This window comes from Pararhodobacter oceanensis, assembly GCF_003076755.1.
GTDB classification, from domain to species: Bacteria; Pseudomonadota; Alphaproteobacteria; order Rhodobacterales; family Rhodobacteraceae; genus Pararhodobacter; species Pararhodobacter oceanensis.
Map to the genome: position 1 here is coordinate 1 of NZ_QDKM01000008.1, position 20,400 is coordinate 20,400.

The 20,400-nt window shown below is 62.7% G+C and carries 22 protein-coding genes and 1 pseudogene; 10 read left to right on the forward strand and 13 right to left on the reverse strand.

Translation table 11 applies throughout. From position 1 onward, the window contains the following. Together DDE20_RS14990 and DDE20_RS14995 are read left to right on the forward strand one after the other, a co-directional pair. Positions 1-430 (forward strand): annotated as a pseudogene (locus DDE20_RS14990) (integrase core domain-containing protein); the annotation flags it as partial. Between the two features lie 32 nt (positions 431-462). Continuing rightward, complete coding sequence (locus DDE20_RS14995) at positions 463-792, forward strand: hypothetical protein (protein WP_133240359.1); 330 nt, start codon at positions 463-465, stop codon at positions 790-792. Positions 793-1,084: 292 nt separating this feature from the next. On the opposite strand, the gene DDE20_RS15000 is transcribed toward DDE20_RS14995, so the two are convergent. The 8 genes from DDE20_RS15000 to DDE20_RS15035 all read right to left on the reverse strand — a co-directional run bounded on the left by DDE20_RS15000 (position 1,085) and on the right by DDE20_RS15035 (position 8,958). Then, positions 1,085-2,395, reverse strand: a complete 1,311-nt coding sequence (locus DDE20_RS15000) for a TRAP transporter large permease (RefSeq protein ID WP_116559343.1) — start codon at positions 2,393-2,395, stop codon at positions 1,085-1,087. After that, positions 2,392-2,985: a TRAP transporter small permease gene (locus DDE20_RS15005; RefSeq protein ID WP_240608107.1), complete on the reverse strand. Its 594-nt coding sequence runs from the start codon at positions 2,983-2,985 to the stop codon at positions 2,392-2,394. The genes DDE20_RS15000 and DDE20_RS15005 overlap by 4 nt, the downstream gene beginning before the upstream one ends. 88 nt (positions 2,986-3,073) lie before the next feature. Then, positions 3,074-4,114 carry a TRAP transporter substrate-binding protein gene (locus DDE20_RS15010; RefSeq protein WP_116559344.1) on the reverse strand — a complete coding sequence of 347 codons (1,041 nt, stop codon included), beginning with the start codon at positions 4,112-4,114 and terminating at the stop codon, positions 3,074-3,076. Between the two features lie 109 nt (positions 4,115-4,223). Continuing rightward, positions 4,224-5,261, reverse strand: coding sequence for a TRAP transporter substrate-binding protein (locus DDE20_RS15015; protein ID WP_116559345.1), 1,038 nt, complete (start codon positions 5,259-5,261; stop codon positions 4,224-4,226). 111 nt (positions 5,262-5,372) lie between these two features. After that, positions 5,373-6,584: a 3-hydroxybenzoate 6-monooxygenase gene (locus tag DDE20_RS15020; RefSeq protein WP_116559346.1), complete on the reverse strand. Its 1,212-nt coding sequence runs from the start codon at positions 6,582-6,584 to the stop codon at positions 5,373-5,375. 3 nt (positions 6,585-6,587) lie between these two features. Next, positions 6,588-7,229 carry a maleylacetoacetate isomerase gene (maiA, locus tag DDE20_RS15025; RefSeq protein WP_116559347.1) on the reverse strand — a complete coding sequence of 214 codons (642 nt, stop codon included), beginning with the start codon at positions 7,227-7,229 and terminating at the stop codon, positions 6,588-6,590. 2 nt (positions 7,230-7,231) lie between these two features. Then, entirely contained in the window at positions 7,232-7,930 is a 699-nt protein-coding gene (locus DDE20_RS15030; protein ID WP_116559348.1) for a fumarylacetoacetate hydrolase family protein, read from the reverse strand. Beyond that, complete coding sequence (locus DDE20_RS15035; protein ID WP_116559349.1) at positions 7,927-8,958, reverse strand: cupin domain-containing protein; 1,032 nt, start codon at positions 8,956-8,958, stop codon at positions 7,927-7,929. Before DDE20_RS15035 ends, DDE20_RS15030 begins: the two co-directional genes overlap by 4 nt. 85 nt (positions 8,959-9,043) lie before the next feature. Here DDE20_RS15035 and DDE20_RS15040 point away from each other — a divergent pair, with 85 nt between their 5' ends. The 7 genes from DDE20_RS15040 to DDE20_RS15070 all read left to right on the forward strand — a co-directional run bounded on the left by DDE20_RS15040 (position 9,044) and on the right by DDE20_RS15070 (position 15,341). Next, positions 9,044-9,532, forward strand: a complete 489-nt coding sequence (locus DDE20_RS15040) for a MarR family winged helix-turn-helix transcriptional regulator (protein WP_240608110.1) — start codon at positions 9,044-9,046, stop codon at positions 9,530-9,532. A 127-nt stretch (positions 9,533-9,659) separates the two neighbouring features. Then, positions 9,660-10,838 (forward strand): substrate-binding domain-containing protein, encoded by a 1,179-nt coding sequence (locus DDE20_RS15045; protein ID WP_116559442.1) that lies wholly within the window; start codon positions 9,660-9,662, stop codon positions 10,836-10,838. Between the two features lie 135 nt (positions 10,839-10,973). Beyond that, positions 10,974-11,738, forward strand: a complete 765-nt coding sequence (locus DDE20_RS15050) for an ABC transporter ATP-binding protein (protein ID WP_116559350.1) — start codon at positions 10,974-10,976, stop codon at positions 11,736-11,738. Next, entirely contained in the window at positions 11,731-12,453 is a 723-nt protein-coding gene (locus DDE20_RS15055) for an ABC transporter ATP-binding protein (RefSeq protein ID WP_116559351.1), read from the forward strand. The genes DDE20_RS15050 and DDE20_RS15055 overlap by 8 nt, the downstream gene beginning before the upstream one ends. Continuing rightward, positions 12,450-13,508 carry a branched-chain amino acid ABC transporter permease gene (locus tag DDE20_RS15060; protein WP_116559352.1) on the forward strand — a complete coding sequence of 353 codons (1,059 nt, stop codon included), beginning with the start codon at positions 12,450-12,452 and terminating at the stop codon, positions 13,506-13,508. Before DDE20_RS15055 ends, DDE20_RS15060 begins: the two co-directional genes overlap by 4 nt. A 10-nt stretch (positions 13,509-13,518) precedes the next feature. Beyond that, positions 13,519-14,577 carry a branched-chain amino acid ABC transporter permease gene (locus tag DDE20_RS15065; protein ID WP_116559353.1) on the forward strand — a complete coding sequence of 353 codons (1,059 nt, stop codon included), beginning with the start codon at positions 13,519-13,521 and terminating at the stop codon, positions 14,575-14,577. A 2-nt stretch (positions 14,578-14,579) separates the two neighbouring features. Next, positions 14,580-15,341, forward strand: a complete 762-nt coding sequence (locus DDE20_RS15070; protein ID WP_116559354.1) for an alpha/beta fold hydrolase — start codon at positions 14,580-14,582, stop codon at positions 15,339-15,341. On the opposite strand, the gene DDE20_RS15075 is transcribed toward DDE20_RS15070, so the two are convergent. The 4 genes from DDE20_RS15075 to DDE20_RS15090 are packed head-to-tail and all read right to left on the reverse strand — an operon-like array spanning position 15,328 to position 18,146. Continuing rightward, entirely contained in the window at positions 15,328-15,690 is a 363-nt protein-coding gene (locus tag DDE20_RS15075; protein WP_116559355.1) for a hotdog family protein, read from the reverse strand. The two genes, DDE20_RS15070 and DDE20_RS15075, sit on opposite strands and share 14 nt — an antisense overlap. Beyond that, positions 15,687-16,043 (reverse strand): MaoC family dehydratase, encoded by a 357-nt coding sequence (locus DDE20_RS15080; RefSeq protein WP_116559356.1) that lies wholly within the window; start codon positions 16,041-16,043, stop codon positions 15,687-15,689. Before DDE20_RS15080 ends, DDE20_RS15075 begins: the two co-directional genes overlap by 4 nt. Continuing rightward, on the reverse strand, positions 16,040-17,503 hold the full coding sequence (locus DDE20_RS15085) for a class I adenylate-forming enzyme family protein (protein WP_116559357.1): 1,464 nt from the start codon (positions 17,501-17,503) through the stop codon (positions 16,040-16,042). The genes DDE20_RS15080 and DDE20_RS15085 overlap by 4 nt, the downstream gene beginning before the upstream one ends. 31 nt (positions 17,504-17,534) lie before the next feature. Continuing rightward, positions 17,535-18,146: a TetR/AcrR family transcriptional regulator gene (locus DDE20_RS15090; RefSeq protein WP_116559358.1), complete on the reverse strand. Its 612-nt coding sequence runs from the start codon at positions 18,144-18,146 to the stop codon at positions 17,535-17,537. A 165-nt stretch (positions 18,147-18,311) separates the two neighbouring features. Between DDE20_RS15090 and DDE20_RS15095 the strand changes: the two genes are divergently transcribed. Beyond that, positions 18,312-19,481 carry a WD40/YVTN/BNR-like repeat-containing protein gene (locus tag DDE20_RS15095; RefSeq protein WP_116559359.1) on the forward strand — a complete coding sequence of 390 codons (1,170 nt, stop codon included), beginning with the start codon at positions 18,312-18,314 and terminating at the stop codon, positions 19,479-19,481. 12 nt (positions 19,482-19,493) lie between these two features. Here the strand turns inward: DDE20_RS15095 and DDE20_RS15100 are convergent, their stop codons facing one another. After that, positions 19,494-20,369, reverse strand: coding sequence for a DMT family transporter (locus DDE20_RS15100; protein WP_116559360.1), 876 nt, complete (start codon positions 20,367-20,369; stop codon positions 19,494-19,496). Between the last annotated feature and the right edge of the window lie 31 nt (positions 20,370-20,400).

Consider the following 20,400-nt stretch of genomic DNA (forward strand, 5'->3'; position numbering starts at 1 on the left):
ACGGGAAGCCCGCTTGTATTGTCAGCGACAACCGTTGCCCGGCAGGCGATTTGCAAAGCAGATCTGCCGAGAGGGGGGGACCGAGTTCACCAGTCGGGCCATTCTGCGATGGGCCGACCAGAACGCCGTTCCATGGCATTACATCGATCCTGGCAAGCCGCAGCAGAACGCCTTCATCGAGTCGTTCAATGGTAGCCTGCGCGATGAGCTGCTGAACGAGGAGATCTTCGACACTCTGGACGATGCGCGACGGAAGCTGGCCCTCTGGCGCTACGACTACAACACCATCAGGCCACACTCATCGCTCGGAAACCAAACGCCAAAGCAAGCGCGGCAGGCGCTTGAGCAATTTGAGGGCTCCGCGCCCACCGCGCTTGCCCAATCCGGAACCCCAAACTATCAAAACCAAACCTGCAAACTCTCGTTATGAGTGAGGGACCCATGGGGGGCAGGTCAGAAAATATGACGCATCTTTCACCGCAAGACGCATTCGCAAGCCTTCGTGTTCCGGCTCGGTCAGGGTGGGAATTTGTCGATCGAGGTCTGATGACGCCGACTGCGGTGAATTCCAGGTGTGGCAAGCATGTGTTTCACCGGTTCCGTCGTGAAGATGTCGACGCGTTTCTGGCGGAGTTTACCAATGAGACCTTGATCGCGGATGCGTTGGGTATCGGCAAACGAGAGTTGAAATCACAGATGAAAGCTGCCGGTGCAAAGCCTTATTTACTCGCAGGGGAGGTTGGCGTTCGGATCTTTCGCCGCAGCGAGCTTCCGTCGAAATTCCAAGTGTAGAACAGTACTATTCTATCGTCGTCTTTATGGCCGCCCTTCGGGCGGCCTTTTTTTATTGCGCCGAGAAATCATGTGAGGGCTCCAATGGCCATCGTTAAGGTGTGAAATAGCCGTTTTGGCCGCCGAATGCGAAATGCGCCTAAATGAAAACAATGACTTACAGGTTTCCGATAGCCGTTCTTAGGTTGTCTTCACACCTCTACTTTCGCTGGTCTGTTTGGCACGGGGGCACCCCAGGCCGCGCCCGACCCTGAGAGGGCGCGGCCCTTTGCGCTGTAACCCCGCAGCCCCGCTAGATCAGGAACAGCGTGATCACTGGGAAGGCGACCAGAATCGCCACCCGCACGATGTCCGAGAGGACGAAAAAGATCACCGCTTTATAGGTCTCGATCATCGGCGTTTCGCGGTCCATCGCGTTGATGATGAACAGATTCATCCCTACCGGCGGGGTGATCAATCCGGTCTCGACCACGATCAGCACCAAGATCCCGAACCAGATCGCCACATGTTCGGCTGACATGCCGAAATCGAGCGCCATCATCATCGGGAAAAAGATCGGCACGGTGAGCAAGATCATCGACAGGCTGTCCATCACGCAGCCGAGCAGCATGTAGATCACCAAGATCAGCACCAGCACCGCAATCGGCGACCAGCCCAGATTGGCGACCCAATCCGACAAGGTTTGCGGCACTTGGGTCAGCGCCAGAAAACTGTTGTAGAAGGCCGCGCCAAAGACGATGAAAAAGATCATCGCGGTGGCGCGGCCGGTCGAGGTAAAGGACTCTAGCATCGAGCGGAAATTCAGCCCGCCGTTGAACAGCGCGATCAAGCCGGTGCCCAGCGCGCCGACCGCCGAGCCTTCGGTCGGGGTGAAGATGCCGCCGTAGATGCCGCCGACCACGGCCAGAAACACCAGCATGACCGGCCAGATATTGACCACCAACCGCAGCCGCTCGCTCCACGGCACGCGGTCACCGACACCGGCGCGCTCGGGGTAGAGATGCACATAGATAGACAGCGCGATCATATAGCCAATCGCCGCCAAAACGCCGGGCGCCACTGCCGCCAGAAAGAGTTTGGCGATGTTTTGCTCGGCCAGAATCGCATAGATCACCAAGACCACCGAAGGCGGGATCAGGATGCCCAAGGTGCCACCCGCCGCCAGCGCCGCGGTCGAGATGCCGCCGTGGTAGCCGAAACGCTTCATCTCCGGCAGCGCCACACGGCCCATGGTCGCGGCGGTTGCCAGTGACGAGCCGCAGATCGCGCCGAAACCTGCGCAGGAGGCAATCGCCGCAATGCCAACCCCGCCTTTGCGATGCCCGACGAAGGACTCAGCGGCTTTGAACAACGCCTTACTCATCCCGCCGAGGGTGGCGAAATAGCCCATCAGCAGGAACATCGGCACCACCGCGAGGGATTCGCTGGCAAAAGTCGAATAGGCCGCGCTTTTTAGCCGCGCCATCGGCATGCGGGTGTCGCCGGTGACGATCCAGTAGCCGACGTAGCCGATGATAAACATCGCCAGACCGATCGGGACACGCAGGAAAATAAGCAGCAAGAGCGCCGGAAAGGACGCGATTCCGATTTCCAGATTGCTCAATGCTCCGCTCCTTCGGTCAAAACCAGCGAGCGGTTGGTCAGCGCCTCGATGCTGCGCACCAGCGCCATATAAACCCCGATCACCGCCGAGATCACCGCCGGAACCAAGGCAATCGCATAGTTCCACCAGACCGGATATTGCAACAGGAAGGTGGTCGAGCGGCGCCGCATCTGGGTCGACATCCCCTCATATAATTGCACCGCGATCAGCACCAAAGCCGCTGCCAGCAGGATCTCGGTGACCATCATCAGATACCTTCGATTGCGGTCGCTCAGCCCCGAGGTAAAGATATCCACCGTCGCATGGCCGCCGGTGATCTGGCACCAGCCGAGAAAGGCAAAGATGATGAAGGCCATACCGGCGACCAGAAACTCATAATCGCCGAAAATCGGCCCGACGCCGGTGTTGATCATCCACTCCGCCACTCCGGGCATATTCGCCTGCATGAAATCGGAATGCAGGATCGAGGTGATTGTGCGTCCGACAATCGAGATGCAGAGCATGAAGACCATCGCCGTCAGGACAATCCCGCCGATGACCGCCATAATCCAGGCTACACCCTGAAAGAGCTTGTGTATCGCTTTGAACATTGTCGCCTGTCCGGATCGTCGGGTCCGGCCTCTTGTTATCATGGGTTTCGCGGCAGGTTGCCCCGCCGCGAAATGCGTTTGGCGCGGATTATTGCATCGCCTCGTATTCGGCCATCAATTCGCGGGTGCGGTCAACCAGCGCCTGCGCGTCGATCCCCTGCCCTTCGAGATCCGCGATCCAGGCATCATAAATCGGCTCGACCGCCTCATGCCAAGGGCCAAGATCGGCCTCGGCCACGGTGATGATATTGTTGCCGCGATCCACCGCGATCTGCCGCGCCGGCCCATCGGCATCGGATTGTACACCGCCGGCGAAGACCGAGAAATCGAGCCCCGAGTTGCGGTCGATGATCGCCCGCAGATCCTCGGGCATATCGTCATAGACGTCTTGGTTCATCGCCAGCGTGAAGGTCAGCGTATAGAGCGCCGGCCCCTCGAATTCGGTGTGGTTCTCGACCAGCTCCGAAACCCGCAGCGCGGTGGTCACCTCCCAAGGAATGGTGGTGCCGTCGATCACCCCGCGCGTCAGGGTTTCGGGGATCATCGTCACCGGCATGCCGACAGGCTCGGCGCCGAGACGGGTCAGGAGTTCATTCACCGTGCGCGAACCACCGCGGATTTTCATCCCCTGCAGGTCGGCGGGGGTGCTGACCGGTGAGCTGGAGTGGATCATCCCCGGCCCGTGCACCCATGCGCCCAAGAGATGCACATCGGCGAAATCGGTCTCGGCCATCTCTTCTTCGTAGAGGGTCCAATAGGCATAGGAGGCGGCGCGGGCGTCACTGACAAAGAACGGCAGTTCAAACACCTCGGTGCGCGGGAAACGCCCGGGCGTAAAGCCGTTCACTGTCCAGACGATATCGGCGATGCCGTCGAGCACCTGATCCATCAGTTCCGGCGGGGTGCCGCCCAACTGCATGGCGGGATAGCGCTCGATGTCGATGCGCCCCTCGGATTCGGCTTCGATCCGGTCGGCCCAGACATCGAGAACCTGCGCCGGAACATTGGCCTGCGCGGGCAGGAACTGATGCAAACGCAGGGTCACATCCTGCGCGGTTGCAGTTGTTGCCAGGGCGGTGCCGAACATGGCGGCCAAGGCAATCGTCATCGGAATGGGTCTGCGCAGCATAAAGGGGTCCTTTGGATTTGACAGGAAATCGGAGACAAAAAAGGGCACGGTATGCCTACCGCGCCCAATTTTTATTTACTGGTTACATTGGATCATTGTCCGTTTGGTATCAGTGCGTTGACTCGTAGTCCGCCATAAGATCGCGGGCTTGATCAATCAGCGCCTGACCGTCGAGGCCGCGGCTGTCCATATCGGCGACCCAGCTTGCATAGATCGGCTGCACCACCTCGGCCCATTGCTCGGCGTCTTCATTGCTGACGGTGACGATGGTATTGCCACGCTCGACCGCTGCTGCGCGGGCCGGGGCATCGGCGTCTGCCTGCGTGCCGCCTGCAAAGATCGAGAACTCGAGACCCGAGTTGTTGTCGATCACTTCCTGCAGATCGGCGGGCAGCCCGTCATAGACATCCTGATTCATCGCAAACGAGAAAGTCAGCGTGTAAAGGCCGGTGCCTTCCATTTCGGTGTGGTTCTCGACCAGCTCCTGCACCCGCAGCGAACCGGTCACTTCCCATGGAATGGTGGTGCCGTCGATCACACCACGCGACAGCGCCTCGGGAATGCCGGTCACCGGCAGGCCGACAGGCTCGGCGCCGACCAGCGTCAGCAGGTCGTTAACCATCCGCGAGCCGCCACGGATTTTCATCCCCTGCAGATCGGCGGGCACGCTGACCGGCGTGCTGGTGTGGAACATGCCCGGCCCATGGACCCATGCCCCGAGCATATGCACACCGGCAAAATCCTCGCGCATATGCTCGTCATACATCTGCCAGAGCGCGGACGAAGCGGCGCGGGCATCGGCGACAAAGAACGGCAGTTCAAAGACTTCGGTCTGCGGATAGCGGCCCGGCGTATAGCCGTTCACCGTCCAGATGATATCGGCAATCCCGTCGAGCATCTGGTCCATCAATTCCGGCGGGGTGCCGCCCAGCGCCATCGCGTGATAGCGCTCGATCTCGATCCTGCCACCCGAATCGCGCTCGACATTATCGGCCCAGACATCCAGCACCAGCCGCGGCACATTGGCCTGCGCGGGCAGGAACTGGTGCAGCCGCAGCGTCACCTCTTGCGCCGAGGCCGCCCCCGCGGTCAGCGCCACGGCGGCAGTCGCGCCCATAAATACGGTTTTCAAGGTGTTTCCAGTCATGCTGTCTCCTCCCAAAGACTCATTGCAAGCACTATTGTGCAAACTCTTGCATAGGCCGCACTATACTGCCAACATTTTATTCACGACCGATCGGTCAATCTTTACCGGCGATCAATGCAATTGCAAGGTTTCTGTTGAGACAGCCCCGGCGATTCCTGTTGATCCATACAGCCATGCCACTTGGTCATACCATTGTTCGGCGCTGCGAGAAGACATGACTTTGTTGCGCAAGGCCGCATGTGCGCCTGCGGGGTGATAAATATGTTCGCCGATGGCGCGCGACTGCAACTGGATGCGCGCCGCCCGCAGCACCCGTAAATCGTTGTAAGCAACCAGCGCCGCCGCCTTATCCGCCGCCCCGTCAAGGCAATGCGCCAGCGCCACCGCATCCTCCAGCGCCATACAGGCACCCTGCGCGAAATACTGAAGCTGCGGATGCGCCGCATCACCCAGCAAAGCCACCCGTCCATCCACCCAATCCATCACCGGATCACGGTCGCAAAGCACCCAGAGCTTCCAATCCTGCCCGCGCTCGATGATCTGCCGCGCCCTTGGATGCACATGCTCGAACCCCTGCGCGACCTCGGCATGCGAGACCGGCAGTCCGGCCACCGGCGCGGCGGCATCATTGTGATAGGTCACCACCAGATTGAAACTCTGCCCGCCCGAGAGCGGATAATGGACAATATGGCATTTCGGACCGGCCCAGAGCGTCGCATCATTCCAGCGCAGATCCTCGGGCATATCCTCACGCGCGATCACGCTGCGATAAGTGGTGTGGCCGGAAACCCGCGGCGCACCGTCGCCAAGCATCTGCGCGCGCACCTTTGACCACAGCCCGTCCGCACCGATCAACAGGCTGCCCGCCACCCGCTCACCGTCTTGCAGCACCGCCTCGACGCCATTGCCACCCTGCGCATAGCCTGCCACTGCGGCATTGGTGCGCAGCTCAACCAAAGGATGCGCGATACAGGCCTTCAGAAGCACCCCGTGCAGCTCGCCGCGGTGCACCACCGCATAGGGATTGTTGAACCGCGCGCGAAAGGCCTCATCCAGCGGGATGCGGGTGACCTCTGCACCCGAGAGCGCATCCATCAGCCGCAGGTTGTCGATATAGACCGCCATCGCCCGCGCCTGATCGCCGACGCCCAGATAGTCAAAGGCATGGAAGGCATTCGGGCCCAACTGGATGCCCGCGCCGATCTCGCCAAGCGTTGATGCCTTTTCCAGCACCAGAGAGGCGATGCCCTTTTGCGCCAACCCGATCGCTGTCGCCAGCCCTCCGATCCCGCCACCGGCAATGACCACGCGGTTTATGCTCATCCGCTATTCCGCATCGGGTTGCTGGGCGGGATGGGCCTGCGCGAAGGCGGGTAGCGCCTCGCAGGCGGCGACAATGGCGTTGAGCCGCGGCATCGCCGACATATCCACTTTGAAACGCTGCGCCGAATAGACCTGCGGCATCAGATAGACCTCGGCCATGCCGGGTGCATCGCCAAAGGCAAAAGCGCTGGCCGGACGGTTGGCCAGAAGCGCTTCACAGGCCGCCAATCCATCGCCGATCCAACGTTGGCACCATGCCTCCTTGCCGCTTTGCTCCTGCGCGAATTCGCCGCCAAGATATTGCAACACGCGCAGGTTTTGCAGCGGGTGGATCTCGCAGGCGATCACCGCGCAAAAGGCCCGCACCGCCGCGCGTTCCATCGGATCGCGGGGGAGCAACGCCGGTTCAGGATGCGCCTCTTCCAACCACTCAAGGATCGCAGGCGATTGGGTCAGCGCCTGCCCGCCGACCTCAAGTGTCGGCACCAGACCTTGCGGGTTTAATGCGCGGTAAGCCTCACTGCGTTGCTCGCCGCCACCGCGCACCAGATGGACCGGCACAAACTCATACTCCAGACCCTTGAGGTTAAAGGCAATCCGGCAGCGATAGGACGAAGACGAGCGGAAATAGCCGTGAAACCGCATATTTATTCCGCCTCGCCGATATTCAGCGAGATCGGCGCCAAACCGTCAATCGCACCGGTGATCGCATCACCGGCCACCACCGCGCCGACCCCTTCGGGCGTGCCGGTCATGATCACATCGCCGGGGCGCAGATGGTAGTATTTCGACAGATCCATCACCACTTCCACGCAACCATGGATCATATCCGCCAATGTCGCGTTCTGCTTGGTCTTGCCGTTCACCGCCAGAGTGATCGCCTGCGGACCAACCTCGCCGAAGGTCTCAGCCTTGGTCAACGGTGCGAAAACCGCCGAACCCTCGACATCCTTGCCAGTATCCCATGGCCGCTGCTTGACCCGCGCCGCCTGCTGCAAATCGCGGCGCGTCATATCCAAGGCGCAGCCATAAGCATAGATCGCCGCCGCCGCCGCGTCGCGGTCGGCGCGAAACACCTCGCGGCCAATGACCAGCGCCAGTTCCATTTCATAGTGAAAACTCTCGGTGCCCGGCGGATAGGGCAGAGTGGCCCCCGAGGGCAGCGCATGGGTCGGGGTCTTGGTGAAGTAGAACGGCGCGTCGCGATCCACCTCCATCCCCATTTCGATGGCATGGGCGGCATAGTTCCGGCCGACGCAGAAGATGCGCACAACGGGATATTCCGCCGCCTCGCCCTGCACCGGAATGCTGGGGAAATCAGGGGTGTCGAACAGGGTTGCGGTCATCTTGTGCGTTCCTCGTAGTAACCTAGTTTCATCTGCAGCGGGCGGTCATGCGCGCGCACCAAAAAGCTTTCGTCATCGGCATGGTGGTCGATCGTCGCGAAGGGCGCAGCGGTAAACGTATCCTTCGGCCCCCATTCAATCACCTTGCCATCAATCGTGCTGCGACCGCGCCCCTTGATCACGTGGAACGCCGCCGAGCTTGAGCGTTGCGGCGGGCTCTCGCCCTGCCCCGCGGCCAGCATCATCGCGGTAAATCCCATCGTCGGCAACACGTCCTCACCGGTTTCGGGGTTCACGTAATCCACCTCGGCCAGCGCATCGCCGCCGTATTCGGCCAGCGCCCGCAAAGCCGATTCGGTTCGCTGCCAAGGGAAACGTACCATCGGGTAGCGCCGCGCTTGCTGGCGGCTGCGCGAGGGCACCAGCCCGGCGGATTGATACTCGACCTGCGCCGCATCGGGGCGATTGCGCGCCGCCTGCAAGGGGCCTTCAATGGCATAAGAGCCCTCAAGATAATAAAACAGCGGCAGGTCCAGCACATCGAGCCAGACCACCGGCGCCTCGCCATCATGGCCATGATCATGCCAATCGCCACCGGGAGTCATTACCAGATCTCCCTCTTCCATCGGCAGCTTTTCACCATCGACCACGGTATAGCCGCCCGCGCCCTCGACCACGATGCGCACCGCTGAAGGTGTATGCTTATGCGCAGGCGCGGTCTCGCCGGGCAGCAGCAGTTGCATCCCCAGATAGAGGCTCGCGGTGGCCTGCATCGCCCCCGCCCCGCGCCCGGGATCCGAGAGCACCAGCACCCGCCGCTCGGCCTTCTCCACCGGGCTCAACTCACCGGCGCGCAACAACAGCGGCCGCAGCGCGTCATAGGCCCAATAACCCGGCTGGGTGATCGGCTTCGGCTGCCCATGCGGCAGGACATTGCGCATCATCGGCCAGAGCGGCGCGACACCGGCAGCGGTCATCGCCTCGCGGTAATCTTGTGGCAGATCCTCCAGCGTTCCCAGTTGCGTCATACGAGTCGCCTCCCCTTGGGTATATAGGCAGCATGCGTATAATAAGTATACTTGTCAATTCCCCCGCACCGGCTATCCTATTGCCATGCCCGATAGCGACACCCACAGCCAAACCCAGTTCCACCAGATGCCCGGCTATCTGATCCGGCGGCTGAACCAGATTTCCACCTCGATCTTTCAAGACCGGATGGCAGCACTGCAACTGGACCTGACTCCGGTGCAATTCGCCGCACTCTCTGCGCTGCAGGTCAACCCCGGCATTGATCAGGCAACGCTGGCGGGGTTGATCGCATATGACCGGGTGACCATTGGCGGGGTGATCGACCGGCTCAGCACCAAGGGGCTGGTGGCGCGCAGCATCAACGCTCGCGACAGGCGCGCGCGGCAAGTCTCGCTGACGCCCGAGGGCAATGCGCTGCTGCATCGCATCACGCCCGAGGTTGCGGCGCTGCAACCTTCGATCCTCGACGGGCTCACCGAGGCCGAGCGCGCGCTTTTCATCGCGCTGGCACAAAAGGCCGCCGCCGCCAGCAACGACCGCAGCCGCGCACCGCTGCGTCCGCGCAAACCCTGATCCCTCAATCCCCACAGGCTTTCGCCGCCTCCTTCCGCCAAATTTCTTGACACAGGCAATTTTCGAAGGCACGCTTCGCATGAAACATGACTCAGTGTTCATGTTTGCACGAGCCTGGGAGGACCTCATGAGATTATATCTGACCGCTGCCCTTGCGGCGCTGGCCACCGCACCCGCGCTGGCCGACGAAATCCGCATCGCCCATATCTATGACCGCACCGGCGCGCTCGAAGCCTATGCGGCGCAAAGCCAGACCGGCCTGATGATGGGTCTGGAATATGCCACCGATGGCACGATGGAAATCGATGGAAACCAACTGGTTGTGATCGAAAAGGACAGCCAGTTGCGGCCCGATCTGGGGCGCGCCTTGCTTGCCGAAGCCTTCGGTGATGACGACGCCGCGATTGCCGTCGGACCGACCAGCTCGGGCGTCGCGCTGGCGATGTTGCCCGTGGCCGAGGAATACGAGCGTATTCTGCTGGTGGAACCCGCGGTGGCCGATTCGATCACCGGCAGCGGCTGGAACCGCTACATCTTCCGCACTGGCCGCAACTCCAGCCAGGATGCGATCTCGAACGCGCTGGCACTGGGTCAAGAGGGCGTCGTGGTTGCCACGCTGGCGCAGGATTATGCCTTTGGCCGTGACGGCATCGCCGCCTTCCGCGAGGCGCTGGCCGACACGCCCGCGACATTGGTGCACGAAGAATATGTGCCCACCGACACCACCGATTTCACCGCCGCAGCCGAGCGTATCTTTAACGCGCTGCAAGAGCACGAGGGCGACCGCCGCCTGTTCGTAATCTGGGCCGGTGGTGGCAATCCGATGGGCCGCATTCAGGCAATGGATCCCAGCCGCTACGGCATCCAGATGGCCACCGGTGGCAACATCCTGCCCGCGCTGGTCGGCTACCGCGACTACCCCGGCATGGAGGGCGCGACCTATTACTATTATGAGATCCCGCAAAATCCGGTTAACGACTGGCTGGTTGAGCAGCATATGGAGCGCTTTGGCACCCCGCCCGACTTCTTCACCGCAGGCGGCATGGCGGCTGGTATTGCCGTGGTCGAAGCCCTGCGCGCCACCGGCGGCTCAACCGACACCGAAGAGCTGATCGCGGCGATGGAAGGCATGCATTTCGAGACCCCGAAGGGCGAGATGTGGTTCCGCCCCGAGGACCATCAGGCGATGCAGTCGATGTATCACTTCCGCATCCGTGTCGAGGATGACGTCGAATGGGCGATCCCCGACCTTGTGCGCGAGATCACTCCGGATGAAATGACCATCCCGATCCGCAACAACGGCTGATCCACCCAAGGCAGGGCGCCGGGCCCAACCCGCGCGCCCTGCCCCCTCATCTGTCCAAAAATATCCCCGCCGGAGGCTCCCGCCGCGCTACAACGCGCGACCGGCCCGCCGTTGCGCAAGCCCTCAGGAACCCGCATGTCACAGCCCTCTTTGGTCACCAAGGATCTGACCATCCGTTTCGGCGGCCATGTCGCGGTCGACCGGGTCAGCTGCGCCTTCCGCCCCGGCGAATTGACCGCCATTGTCGGCCCCAACGGCGCCGGTAAAACCACCTATTTCAACCTGATCTCGGGCCAGCTCAGCCCCACCGCAGGACGGGTCGAGCTGCTAGGCCAAGATATCACCCGTTTCACCGTCTCGGCCCGCACCCATGCCGGACTTGGCCGCGCGTTCCAGCTGACCAATCTGTTTCCGCGCCTGACCGTGCTCGAGAACGTGCGGCTGGTGGTGCAGGCCCGCGCACGGCGCGGTTTTAACCTGTTTACCATGGCGCAAAGCCACCGCGATCTGACCGAGCAGGCGGCGCAGGTGCTCGAACAGGTGCGGCTGACGCATCTGGCCGATCAAACCGTCTCGGCGCTCAGCCACGGCGACCAGCGCAAGCTCGAGGTTGCCGCCCTGATCGCACTGAAACCCAAGGTGTTTATGTTTGACGAACCCACCGCCGGCATGTCGGTCGAAGAGGCGCCGGTGATCCTTGATCTGATCGCCGGTATCAAAGCCGATCCCGAAGCCACCGTTCTGCTGGTCGAGCACAAGATGGATGTGATCCGCTCGCTCGCCGACCGCATTATGGTGCTGCACAACGGCGCTTTGGTGGCCGATGGCGCCCCCGCCGAAGTGATGGCCTCGGATATCGTGCAAGAGGCCTATCTGGGCAAGGAACTCACTGATGTCTGACCCGATCCTCACGCTCAAGGGCGTCAAAACCGACATCGCGCAATATCACATCCTGCACGGGATCGACCTTGAGGTGCCGCGCGGCGGGGTCACCATGCTCTTGGGCCGCAACGGCGCGGGCAAGACCTCGACGATGCGCACGATCATGGGGCTCTGGACCCCGCGCGCCGGTGAAATTACGCTGGATGGCACGCGGATTGACGGGCTGACCCCCTCGCAGATTGCCCGCAAAGGCATCGGTTTTGTGCCCGAGGATATGGGGATTTTCTCGGATCTCACAGTCGAGGAAAACCTGCATCTCGCCGCCCTCGCGGGCCGCCCGTCTCCTGAGCGGATGGATTGGGTGTTCGGCGCGTTTCCGGCGTTGAAAACCTTTCTGCACAGCACCGCAGGCAATCTTTCGGGCGGGCAGAAACAAATGCTCTCGATCGCCCGCGCCGTGGTCGAAGACCGCGCGCTTTATTTGATCGACGAGCCCTCCAAAGGGCTGGCGCCAGCGATTGTCGCCACGCTGGCGCGGGCGCTCAAAGACCTGAAAGCGCGCGGCGCGTCGATCCTGATGGTCGAGCAGAATTTCTCACTGGCCCGCGCCTTGGGCGACACCGCTGCGGTGATGGATGACGGCAAGATCATCTGGACCGGCACAATGGCCGAATTGTCCTCGGACGCTGCCTTAATGGAGCGTCTGATGGGTTTGAAAATGGAAACGACATGAGCCCCGCACCCCAACAGGCCCCGCAAAACGCGCCCCAACACGCCCCGACTATCACCCATTTGCCGCTGTCCGAGCGGCTCAAGCCGTGGCTGCCGGTGCTCTTGGTGCCGGTGCTGATCGTCGCGGGTTATTTCGCGATTCCGCAAACCTCGTCATGGCTGACACTGACCGTATCAGGGCTGGCGATGGGGATGATGATTTTCGTCATCGCCTCGGGGATGACCTTGGTTTTCGGGTTGATGGATGTGATCAACTTCGGCCACGGCGCGTTTATCTCCTTTGGCGCTTTTGTCGGCACCACGGTGCTGTTGATGCTGTCCTCGATGACCGGCGCTCCGTCGTTGTTCTTGAACCTGCTGGCGATTTCGGCAGCGGTGTTGGCGGCGATGGTGGTGACGGGCGCCATCGGCTGGGGGTTCGAGCGTGCGATTGTGCGACCGGTCTACGGCTCGCACCTCAAGCAAATACTCGTCACCATGGGCGGACTGATCGTCGCCGAGCAGATGATCTATGTGCTTTGGGGTGGTCAAGAGATCGTCATTCTGCGCCCTGAAACCCTGAAAGGCGCGATTACTTTCGCCGGTGCCACGCTGGAGAAGTACCGCCTGCTCGCTGTGGCTGTGGGTCTGGTGCTGTTTCTGGCGATGCGCGCGGTGCTGCGGCGCACCAAACTGGGGCTGATCGTGCGCGCCGGTGTCGACAACCCCGAGATGGTGCAGGCGCTGGGCTATAATATCACCCGCGTGTTTGTCGGTGTGTTCATCGCCGGTTCCGCGCTGGCGGGGCTCGGCGGGGTGATGTGGGCGCTCTACCAAGAGGTGATCACCGCGCATATGGGCAACGAGATCATGATCCTTGTCTTCGTGGTGGTGATCATCGGCGGACTGGGCAGCGTCGAAGGCTGTTTCATCGGCGCGCTGACCGTTGGATTGATGCAGAACTACATCGCCTTTCTGGAGCCGAAACTGGCGCTGGTGTCGAATATCGCGCTGATGGTGGCGATCCTGATGTGGCGGCCGATGGGTATGGTGCCCGTCGTCAAGGCCAAAGGGTGAGGGCAGGACAATGATGAACCGTATCCTGTCGGGCGACGGCCCCAAAAGCTGGATCCTCGCCGTGGTCTTGCTGATTATCCTGATTTCGCTGGCCTTCGCGCCCTTCCTCTTCCCCGGTTCGCGGTCCTTGGAGACCGCCGCGCGGATCTGCGTGTTTATCGTGCTGGTCGCCAGTTATGACCTGTTGCTCGGCTATGGCGGCATCGTCAGCTTTGCACATACGATGTTCTTTGGCATGGGCGCTTACGGCGTGGCGATTGCCATGGACCGGATGGGCACCAGCTACAGCGCGCTGGCGCTCGGCATCCTCGCCGGAGCCGTGGCGGCGGGCCTGTTGGCGCTGCTGACCGCGCTACTGTCGCTTAGGGTGCGGGCGATCTTCTTTGCGATGATCACGCTGGCGGTGGCCTCGGCCTTTGCAGTGCTGGTCAGCCAGCTTTCGGGCTTCACCGGCGGCGAGGACGGGATGAATATCCGCATCCCGCGCGAGCTGACCCCCGCCTTCCGCCCGCTTGACGAGCGTGTCTTGGGGCAGCGGATTTCCGGCAAGCTGATCAACTACTATGTGGTTTTCTTCGGCTGTCTGATCTTGTTCCTGCTGATGCTCAGGATCGTGAATTCGCCCTTCGGCCGCGTCTTGCTGGCGATCCGCGAGAACGCCTTTCGCGCCGAGGCCATCGGTTACCGCGTGGTCTATTACCGCGCCATGGCAACCTGCCTCTCGGCGGTGATCGCGGCGCTGGCGGGGTCGATCTTTGCGATCTGGCTGCGCTATGTCGGCCCCTCCACGACGCTGGGCATGGAGATCATGCTGGATATCCTGTTGATCGTGGTCATTGGCGGCATGGGAACGATGTATGGCGCGGTGGTCGGCACGGCGATCTTTGTGCTGGCGCAGAACTACCTGAAATCGCTGATGGGCGGCATGTCCGAGGCGACCTCGGCGCTGCCCCTGGTCCCTGATCTCCTGAGCCCCGACCGCTGGCTGCTGTGGCTCGGTGTGCTGTTCATCCTGTCGGTGTATTTCTTCCCCACCGGCATTGTCGGACGCCTGCGGGGCACGCGTTAACTATGCCGGTTTTCCTGCATCGCTGGGGCGATGGTCCGCCGGTGATCCTGTTGCACGGCTGGACGATGAGCGGCGATATCTGGCAGCCGGTGGCGGCGCGGCTGGAGGCCTGCAGCCTCGCGCCCGACCTGCCCGCGCATGGGCAAACCAGTGGCTATGCGCCTAGCGTGGCGGGCGGGGTGCAGATGCTCGGCGATCTGATCCGCGACGAAGGGCTGCGGGATGCCACGCTGGTCGGCTGGTCCTTGGGCGCGCTGATCGGCTGGCGCTATCTGGCGACGGGCGGCGCGGGCGTGGCGCGGATGGTATCGGTTGATATGTCGCCCTGCCCGCTGCCGCAGCCGGATTGGCCCTATGCGATGCTGGGGCAAGACAGCGACCGCCCCGCGCTGGCCGCCGAGCGGTTCAAGCACCATTGGCCCGCCGCCTCACAGGCCATCGCGCAGGGGATGTTTGCCGCCCCAGATCCGGCATTAAGGCCCGAGATCGAGGCCCGTATTCGCGACAATGACGCCGAGGCGATGGCCTGTTTCTGGCATGATCTGACCCAAGCCGACCTGCGCGCCGATATCGCCCGTCTCCCGGTGCCCTTGCTGGCGCTGCACGGCGCCAAAAGCCGAGTGTATCCCCCCGAGACCGGCGCTTGGCTGGCGCAGACCGCGCCTCAGGGGCAAAGCCGGATTATCGCAGGAACGGGCCATTCGCCGATCTTGGAGGCGCCCGACGCAGTCGCCGCGGCAATCACCGCGTTTATGCGGGGCTAGAGACGTCCAGCACCCGCACCAAAGCGCGCCCCTCGCAGATCAGCGTGCCATCGGGTAGGCGGCACGTGGTGGCTAGATCGGCCAGATGTTTCTCAGGCCGCAAGCGGGTGATCTCGACCCGCGCGGTCAGCGGCGTATCCAAGGGCGCGGGATGATGGAAATTCAGACTTTGCTTGAGGTAATTGGTCCCATATCCGGGTAGTTCCACGCCCAAAAGATAGGAAAACAGCGCCCCGATCAGCGGCTCGGGCACCTGTTCCAGCCGCCCGCCCGACGCCAAAGCAGCAAAACTTGCGATATCGGCAGCGGAGTAGATCCGCGTGCAACTGGCGAAATCTCCGATCTTCATGCCGCATCCTCCGCCAAGACCGCGCGACCGGTGAAACAGACCGCGCCATCACTGCGGCGGGCGGCGGTCATAGTGATGCCGCTATCCTCCTCGGCCAGCGTCAGGATCAGCGGCTCACCGGCAAAGGCGGGGTTGGGAAACATCATCTCCTGACCAGTATGCGCGCGCGCGGGATAGGCCTCGCACAGCATCGCCCAGAGTTTGGCGTAGATCAGCATGCCGTGGCTGACCGTGCGCCCGAAAGCCGAGGTTGCGCTGAAGGCGGGGTCGACATGGATCGGATTGTCATCGCCCGAAATCCGCGCGAAAGCGTCGAACTCCGCCTGTGTCGGGCACCACTCGCGCTGCGTCATGGCACGAGCTTGCGCAGTTCGGGCTTGCGCACCTTGCCAGCCGGGGTGCGCGGGAAGGCCTCGACAATGCGAAACTCGCGCGGGATTTTATAGGCGGCGATCCGGGCGCGCAGCCAGTCGCAAAGCGCGGCTTGGTCCAGCGCCTCACCGCTTTTCGGGACCAAGAACCCGATGCCGGATTCGCCCCATTTCGCGTCAGGCACGCCGATCACGGCGGCCTCGGCGATCTGCGGATGGGTGATCAACACGCGCTCGACCTCGGCGGGAAACACATTCTCGCCGCCCGAAATATACATATCCTTGATCCGGTCGACGATGCGGTAATATCCATCCTCATCGCGCGTCGCGACATCGCCCGAGCGCAGCCATCCGTCCTCGGTAAAGGCCGCCTCAGTCGCCAGCGGGTTGTCCAGATAGCCGGGCGTGACCGTCGGCCCGCGCAGCAGTAATTCGCCGGTGCCGGACATGCCATCCTCTACGCCTTGCAGGCGCGCTTCGGTCATCATCTGCGGCTTGCCGACCGAGCCGATCCTGGTCAGCGCCGCGGCCGCGTCGATCAGGAAACCAGTGGGGCCGGTCTCGGTCATCCCGAAGCCGTTGCAGATCACCGCGCCCTTGGCAGCAAAATGCGCGATCAGCGCCTCGGGCAGCGCCGCGCCCCCGCAGGCCCAGCCGCGCAACTCATCCAGATGCGCCCCCTCCAGCGGCAATTTCGCCAGTTCCTGATAGATCGCCGGCACGCCGAAAAACTGGGTGATCGCACGGTCCTTGATCAGCGCCAGCAGGGTCTCGGCATCAAAACTGCGCAGCACCAGTGACGCGCCGCCCCATAGAAACAGCGGCATGGTGAACAGATTGATCCCCGCGGTGTGGAACAAGGGCAGGAAATTCACCGTCCGGTCCTGCGCCAGAAGCCCCATGTTTTGCGCGATATTCATCGCATTGGCCGTCACCATCCGCGCGGTCTGGATCACCGCTTTGGGCGTGCCGGTGGTGCCCGAGGTAAACAGCACATACCAGACCGCCTCGGCGTCAATTGCGCGGATCGGCAGCGGCACCGCCGACGCGGCCTGCGCGCTCAGGTCATTGAGGCTAAGACTGGGCAGGCCCAGCGCAGCGGCCTCGGCGCTGAAGCTATCGTCATGCAGAACCAGCGAACAATTGATGCTGGCGACCACGGGTTGCAACTCGGCGGCGGGCTGGCGCCAATTCAGCGGTGCAAGGATCAAACCAGCCTTTTGACAGGCGAAAAGAATGACGAAGAACTCGGGCCGGTTCTGGCACAGGATCGCCACCCGCGCGCCCGCATCCACATGTTGCAACAGGGTGGCGGCGATCCGGCTGGCCTCGGCGTTGACCCGCGCAAAATCCCATGTCTCGCCGCTCTCATAGTCGGTAAAGGCCAGCGCGTCGGGGCTCAGCTGGGCTCGCTGCGCCGCAAGATCGGGAACCAAGCCCATGGTCAGGCCTCGCAGCCAAGGATCGCGGTGTTCATGGTCTCAATCCACGTTCAAGCATATCGAAGACTTCATCGACAACCATATCGAGGTCAATCCCCGTTTCCCAGATCGCAAAACGCTCGCCCAGCGTGATCGCCATGCCCATCAGCGCCCAGGCCCGCACCTCGGCGCTGCCACTGCGGATTTCGCCTTCTTTGGCGGCGGCCGAGAGGTTCTGCGCATAGCCCCGCGCGAAGACCGTGTAATAGTCGCGGTAGGCATCGGGGGCGACAAACCGCGCCTCGGTGACGATGTTGTAAAGCGTCGGGCGCTCGGCCACGAAGGCGAGAAACGCGCGCAAACCGCGCCGCTCGGCGGTCAGACGGTCGGGCGCATCGGCAACGGCTTCGGTCAGGAACCCACGGGTCAACCGGCCCATTTCGACGACCAATTCGCGAAACACCTCGTCTTTGCTTTGGAAATAGATATAAAAGGTGCCCTGCGCGATGCCGGCCTTGCGGGTGATATCGGCGATCGACGAGGCCGCATAGCCGATCTCGCCGATCACCGCTTCGGCGGCGCGCAATAGGCCTGCGCGGGTATCCTTGCCGCGTCGGGTGCGCGGATGCGGGGGCGAGCGCCGGTTGGGCGGGACGTCGGCCATGGGTCTTCCTGACTTATGATTCAGTGTTCATATTGAAGCCTCCTCACCACCTGTCAAGATTTATCCCCGCGCGACATCCCTCCGGCGATGACAGGCTGCAAGAAAATACATCCTGCAGACAGGTTTTCATGGTAAGTTTGTCTCTCCATCACAGAGGGCGGGCCGATGTCAGAGCGGATTTCAGTGCTGATTGGAACCACCAAGGGCGTGTTTATCCTGCGCTCGGACGCGGCGCGGCGCGATTGGGCGCTCAGCGGTCCGCTTTGTGAGGGCTGGCCCTGCAACCATGTCATCGGCGACCCTGCCACCGGCGATATCTGGGCCGCCGCGGGCGGAGAATGGAACGGCTCGGGGGTCTGGCGCTCGACCGATGGGGGCGCGACATGGGAGCTGTCGCTGCTGGCCAATGGCGAGATCGACGCATTCCTCGCCCAAGACGCGGAATTCGCCAAGATGCTGGGCCATGGGCCATCGCCGGATGCGCCCTATAAGGGGCAGATCACCGGCGTCTGGAGCCTCGGGTTCGAGCATGACACGCTCTATCTCGGCACCAAACCGGCGGCGCTACTGGCCAGCACGGATCGCGGCCAGACTTGGGCCAAGGTGCAGGGGCTCAGCGACCATCCTTCGGCGGATGGCTGGCAACCCGGCGGGGCGGGGCTGGTGCTGCATTCGATTGTCGGCGTGCCCGATGATCCGCAAAAACTCTGGGTCGGGATATCGGCGGCGGGGGTCTTTGCCACCGAGGACGGCGGCGCCACATGGGACCGCCGCAACCGCCGCTCGAACGCTGCCAGCGCCGCGCAGGCGCAGGACGCCCCGACCCTTGGCGAATGCGGCCATGAAGTCGGCCATTGCGTGCATAATATCGTGCGCGCGGATCAGGCGGCGGGCGATCTATTGTATCAGCAGAACCACGAGGGCGTGTTTCGGTCCAAGGATGGCGGGCGCTCTTGGGATGACATCGCGCAGGGGCTGCCCTCGAAGTTCGGCTTTCCGATTGCCGTGCATCCGCATGATCCGCAGACACTTTGGGTGCTGCCCCTGAACGGGGATATGCAGGGCCGCTTTCCCCCCGATGCCAGCGCCGCGGTCTGGCGCTCGCGCGATGGCGGGCAGACATGGCAGGATCTGCGCCAAGGCCTGCCCGGTGAGAACTGCTTTTTCACCGTCTTGCGGCAGGCGATGGCCACCGATCAGGCGGCGCAGGCGGGGGTGTATTTTGGCACCAACACCGGCTCGCTCTTTGCCTCAAGGGATGAGGGCGACACATGGACCGAGATCGCCCGCCATCTGCCCACCATTCTGGGCGTCGAGGTCATGCACCAACGATAGGGCAGCGCCGCATCACTTGCGCAGGGTTGCCGCCACGCTGCGCGCCCGCCGCGTCGGCGTGATCAGGATCGCCCCGACCACCAAGGCCAGCGCCAGCGCATGCACCGGTTGCAGGGCCTCGCCGTAAAAGAACCAGCCGATGGCGAACATCACCGGCAGTTCGATACTGCCGGCCATCGCCGTGCGCGCGGTGCCGACAATCGGCGAGCTGATCGTATAGATCAGCTGCGGGATCAGCGCCGAGACAAAGCCGATGCCCAGCACCATCAACCAGCCCGCGCCATCCGCCGGAAACAACGCCGCGGGTTCCGTCGTCAGGATCAGCGGCAATAACCCCAGCACCGAGCCGCTCGACACCGTGCCGATACGCACAAAGGGCGGCACGCGGACCATCCGGTGCACCAGAACCGCAATCCCGACGCCAAAACCTGCGGGCGCGCCCAGCGACATCAGCAGCGCCGGAATATGCTCGGGGTCCACCGCGCTCGGGGTGGTGACCAGCGCCGCCGCGCCGACAATGACCAGCGCCGCAAGGATGCTGCGGGGTTTGGGCACCTCGCGAAACAGCAGCCATGAGAACAGCAGGGTAAACACCGGATAGGTCATATAGATCACGCCTGCGGTCGACACCGGCACCACCTCGACGGCGCGCACAAAGCTGACCCAGCCGACGCCCATCATCGCGCCCGCACCTGCGCCCCAGATCAGCACGCGCCACTGCGCTCGCCAGCGCCAGACCAAGGGCAACATCACCGAGACCGCCAGCACGTACCGGTAGAAGGCCACCGCATGCGGCGCCATTCCCGCGTCGGTCAGGGTGCGCGCAAACACCGGTACAAAGCCAAAACAGGCCGAGGCAAAGACCACACCAATGGTCGCCAAGCCCATCCGGGTCCCGCTGTGATCCGAAACCTGCTCC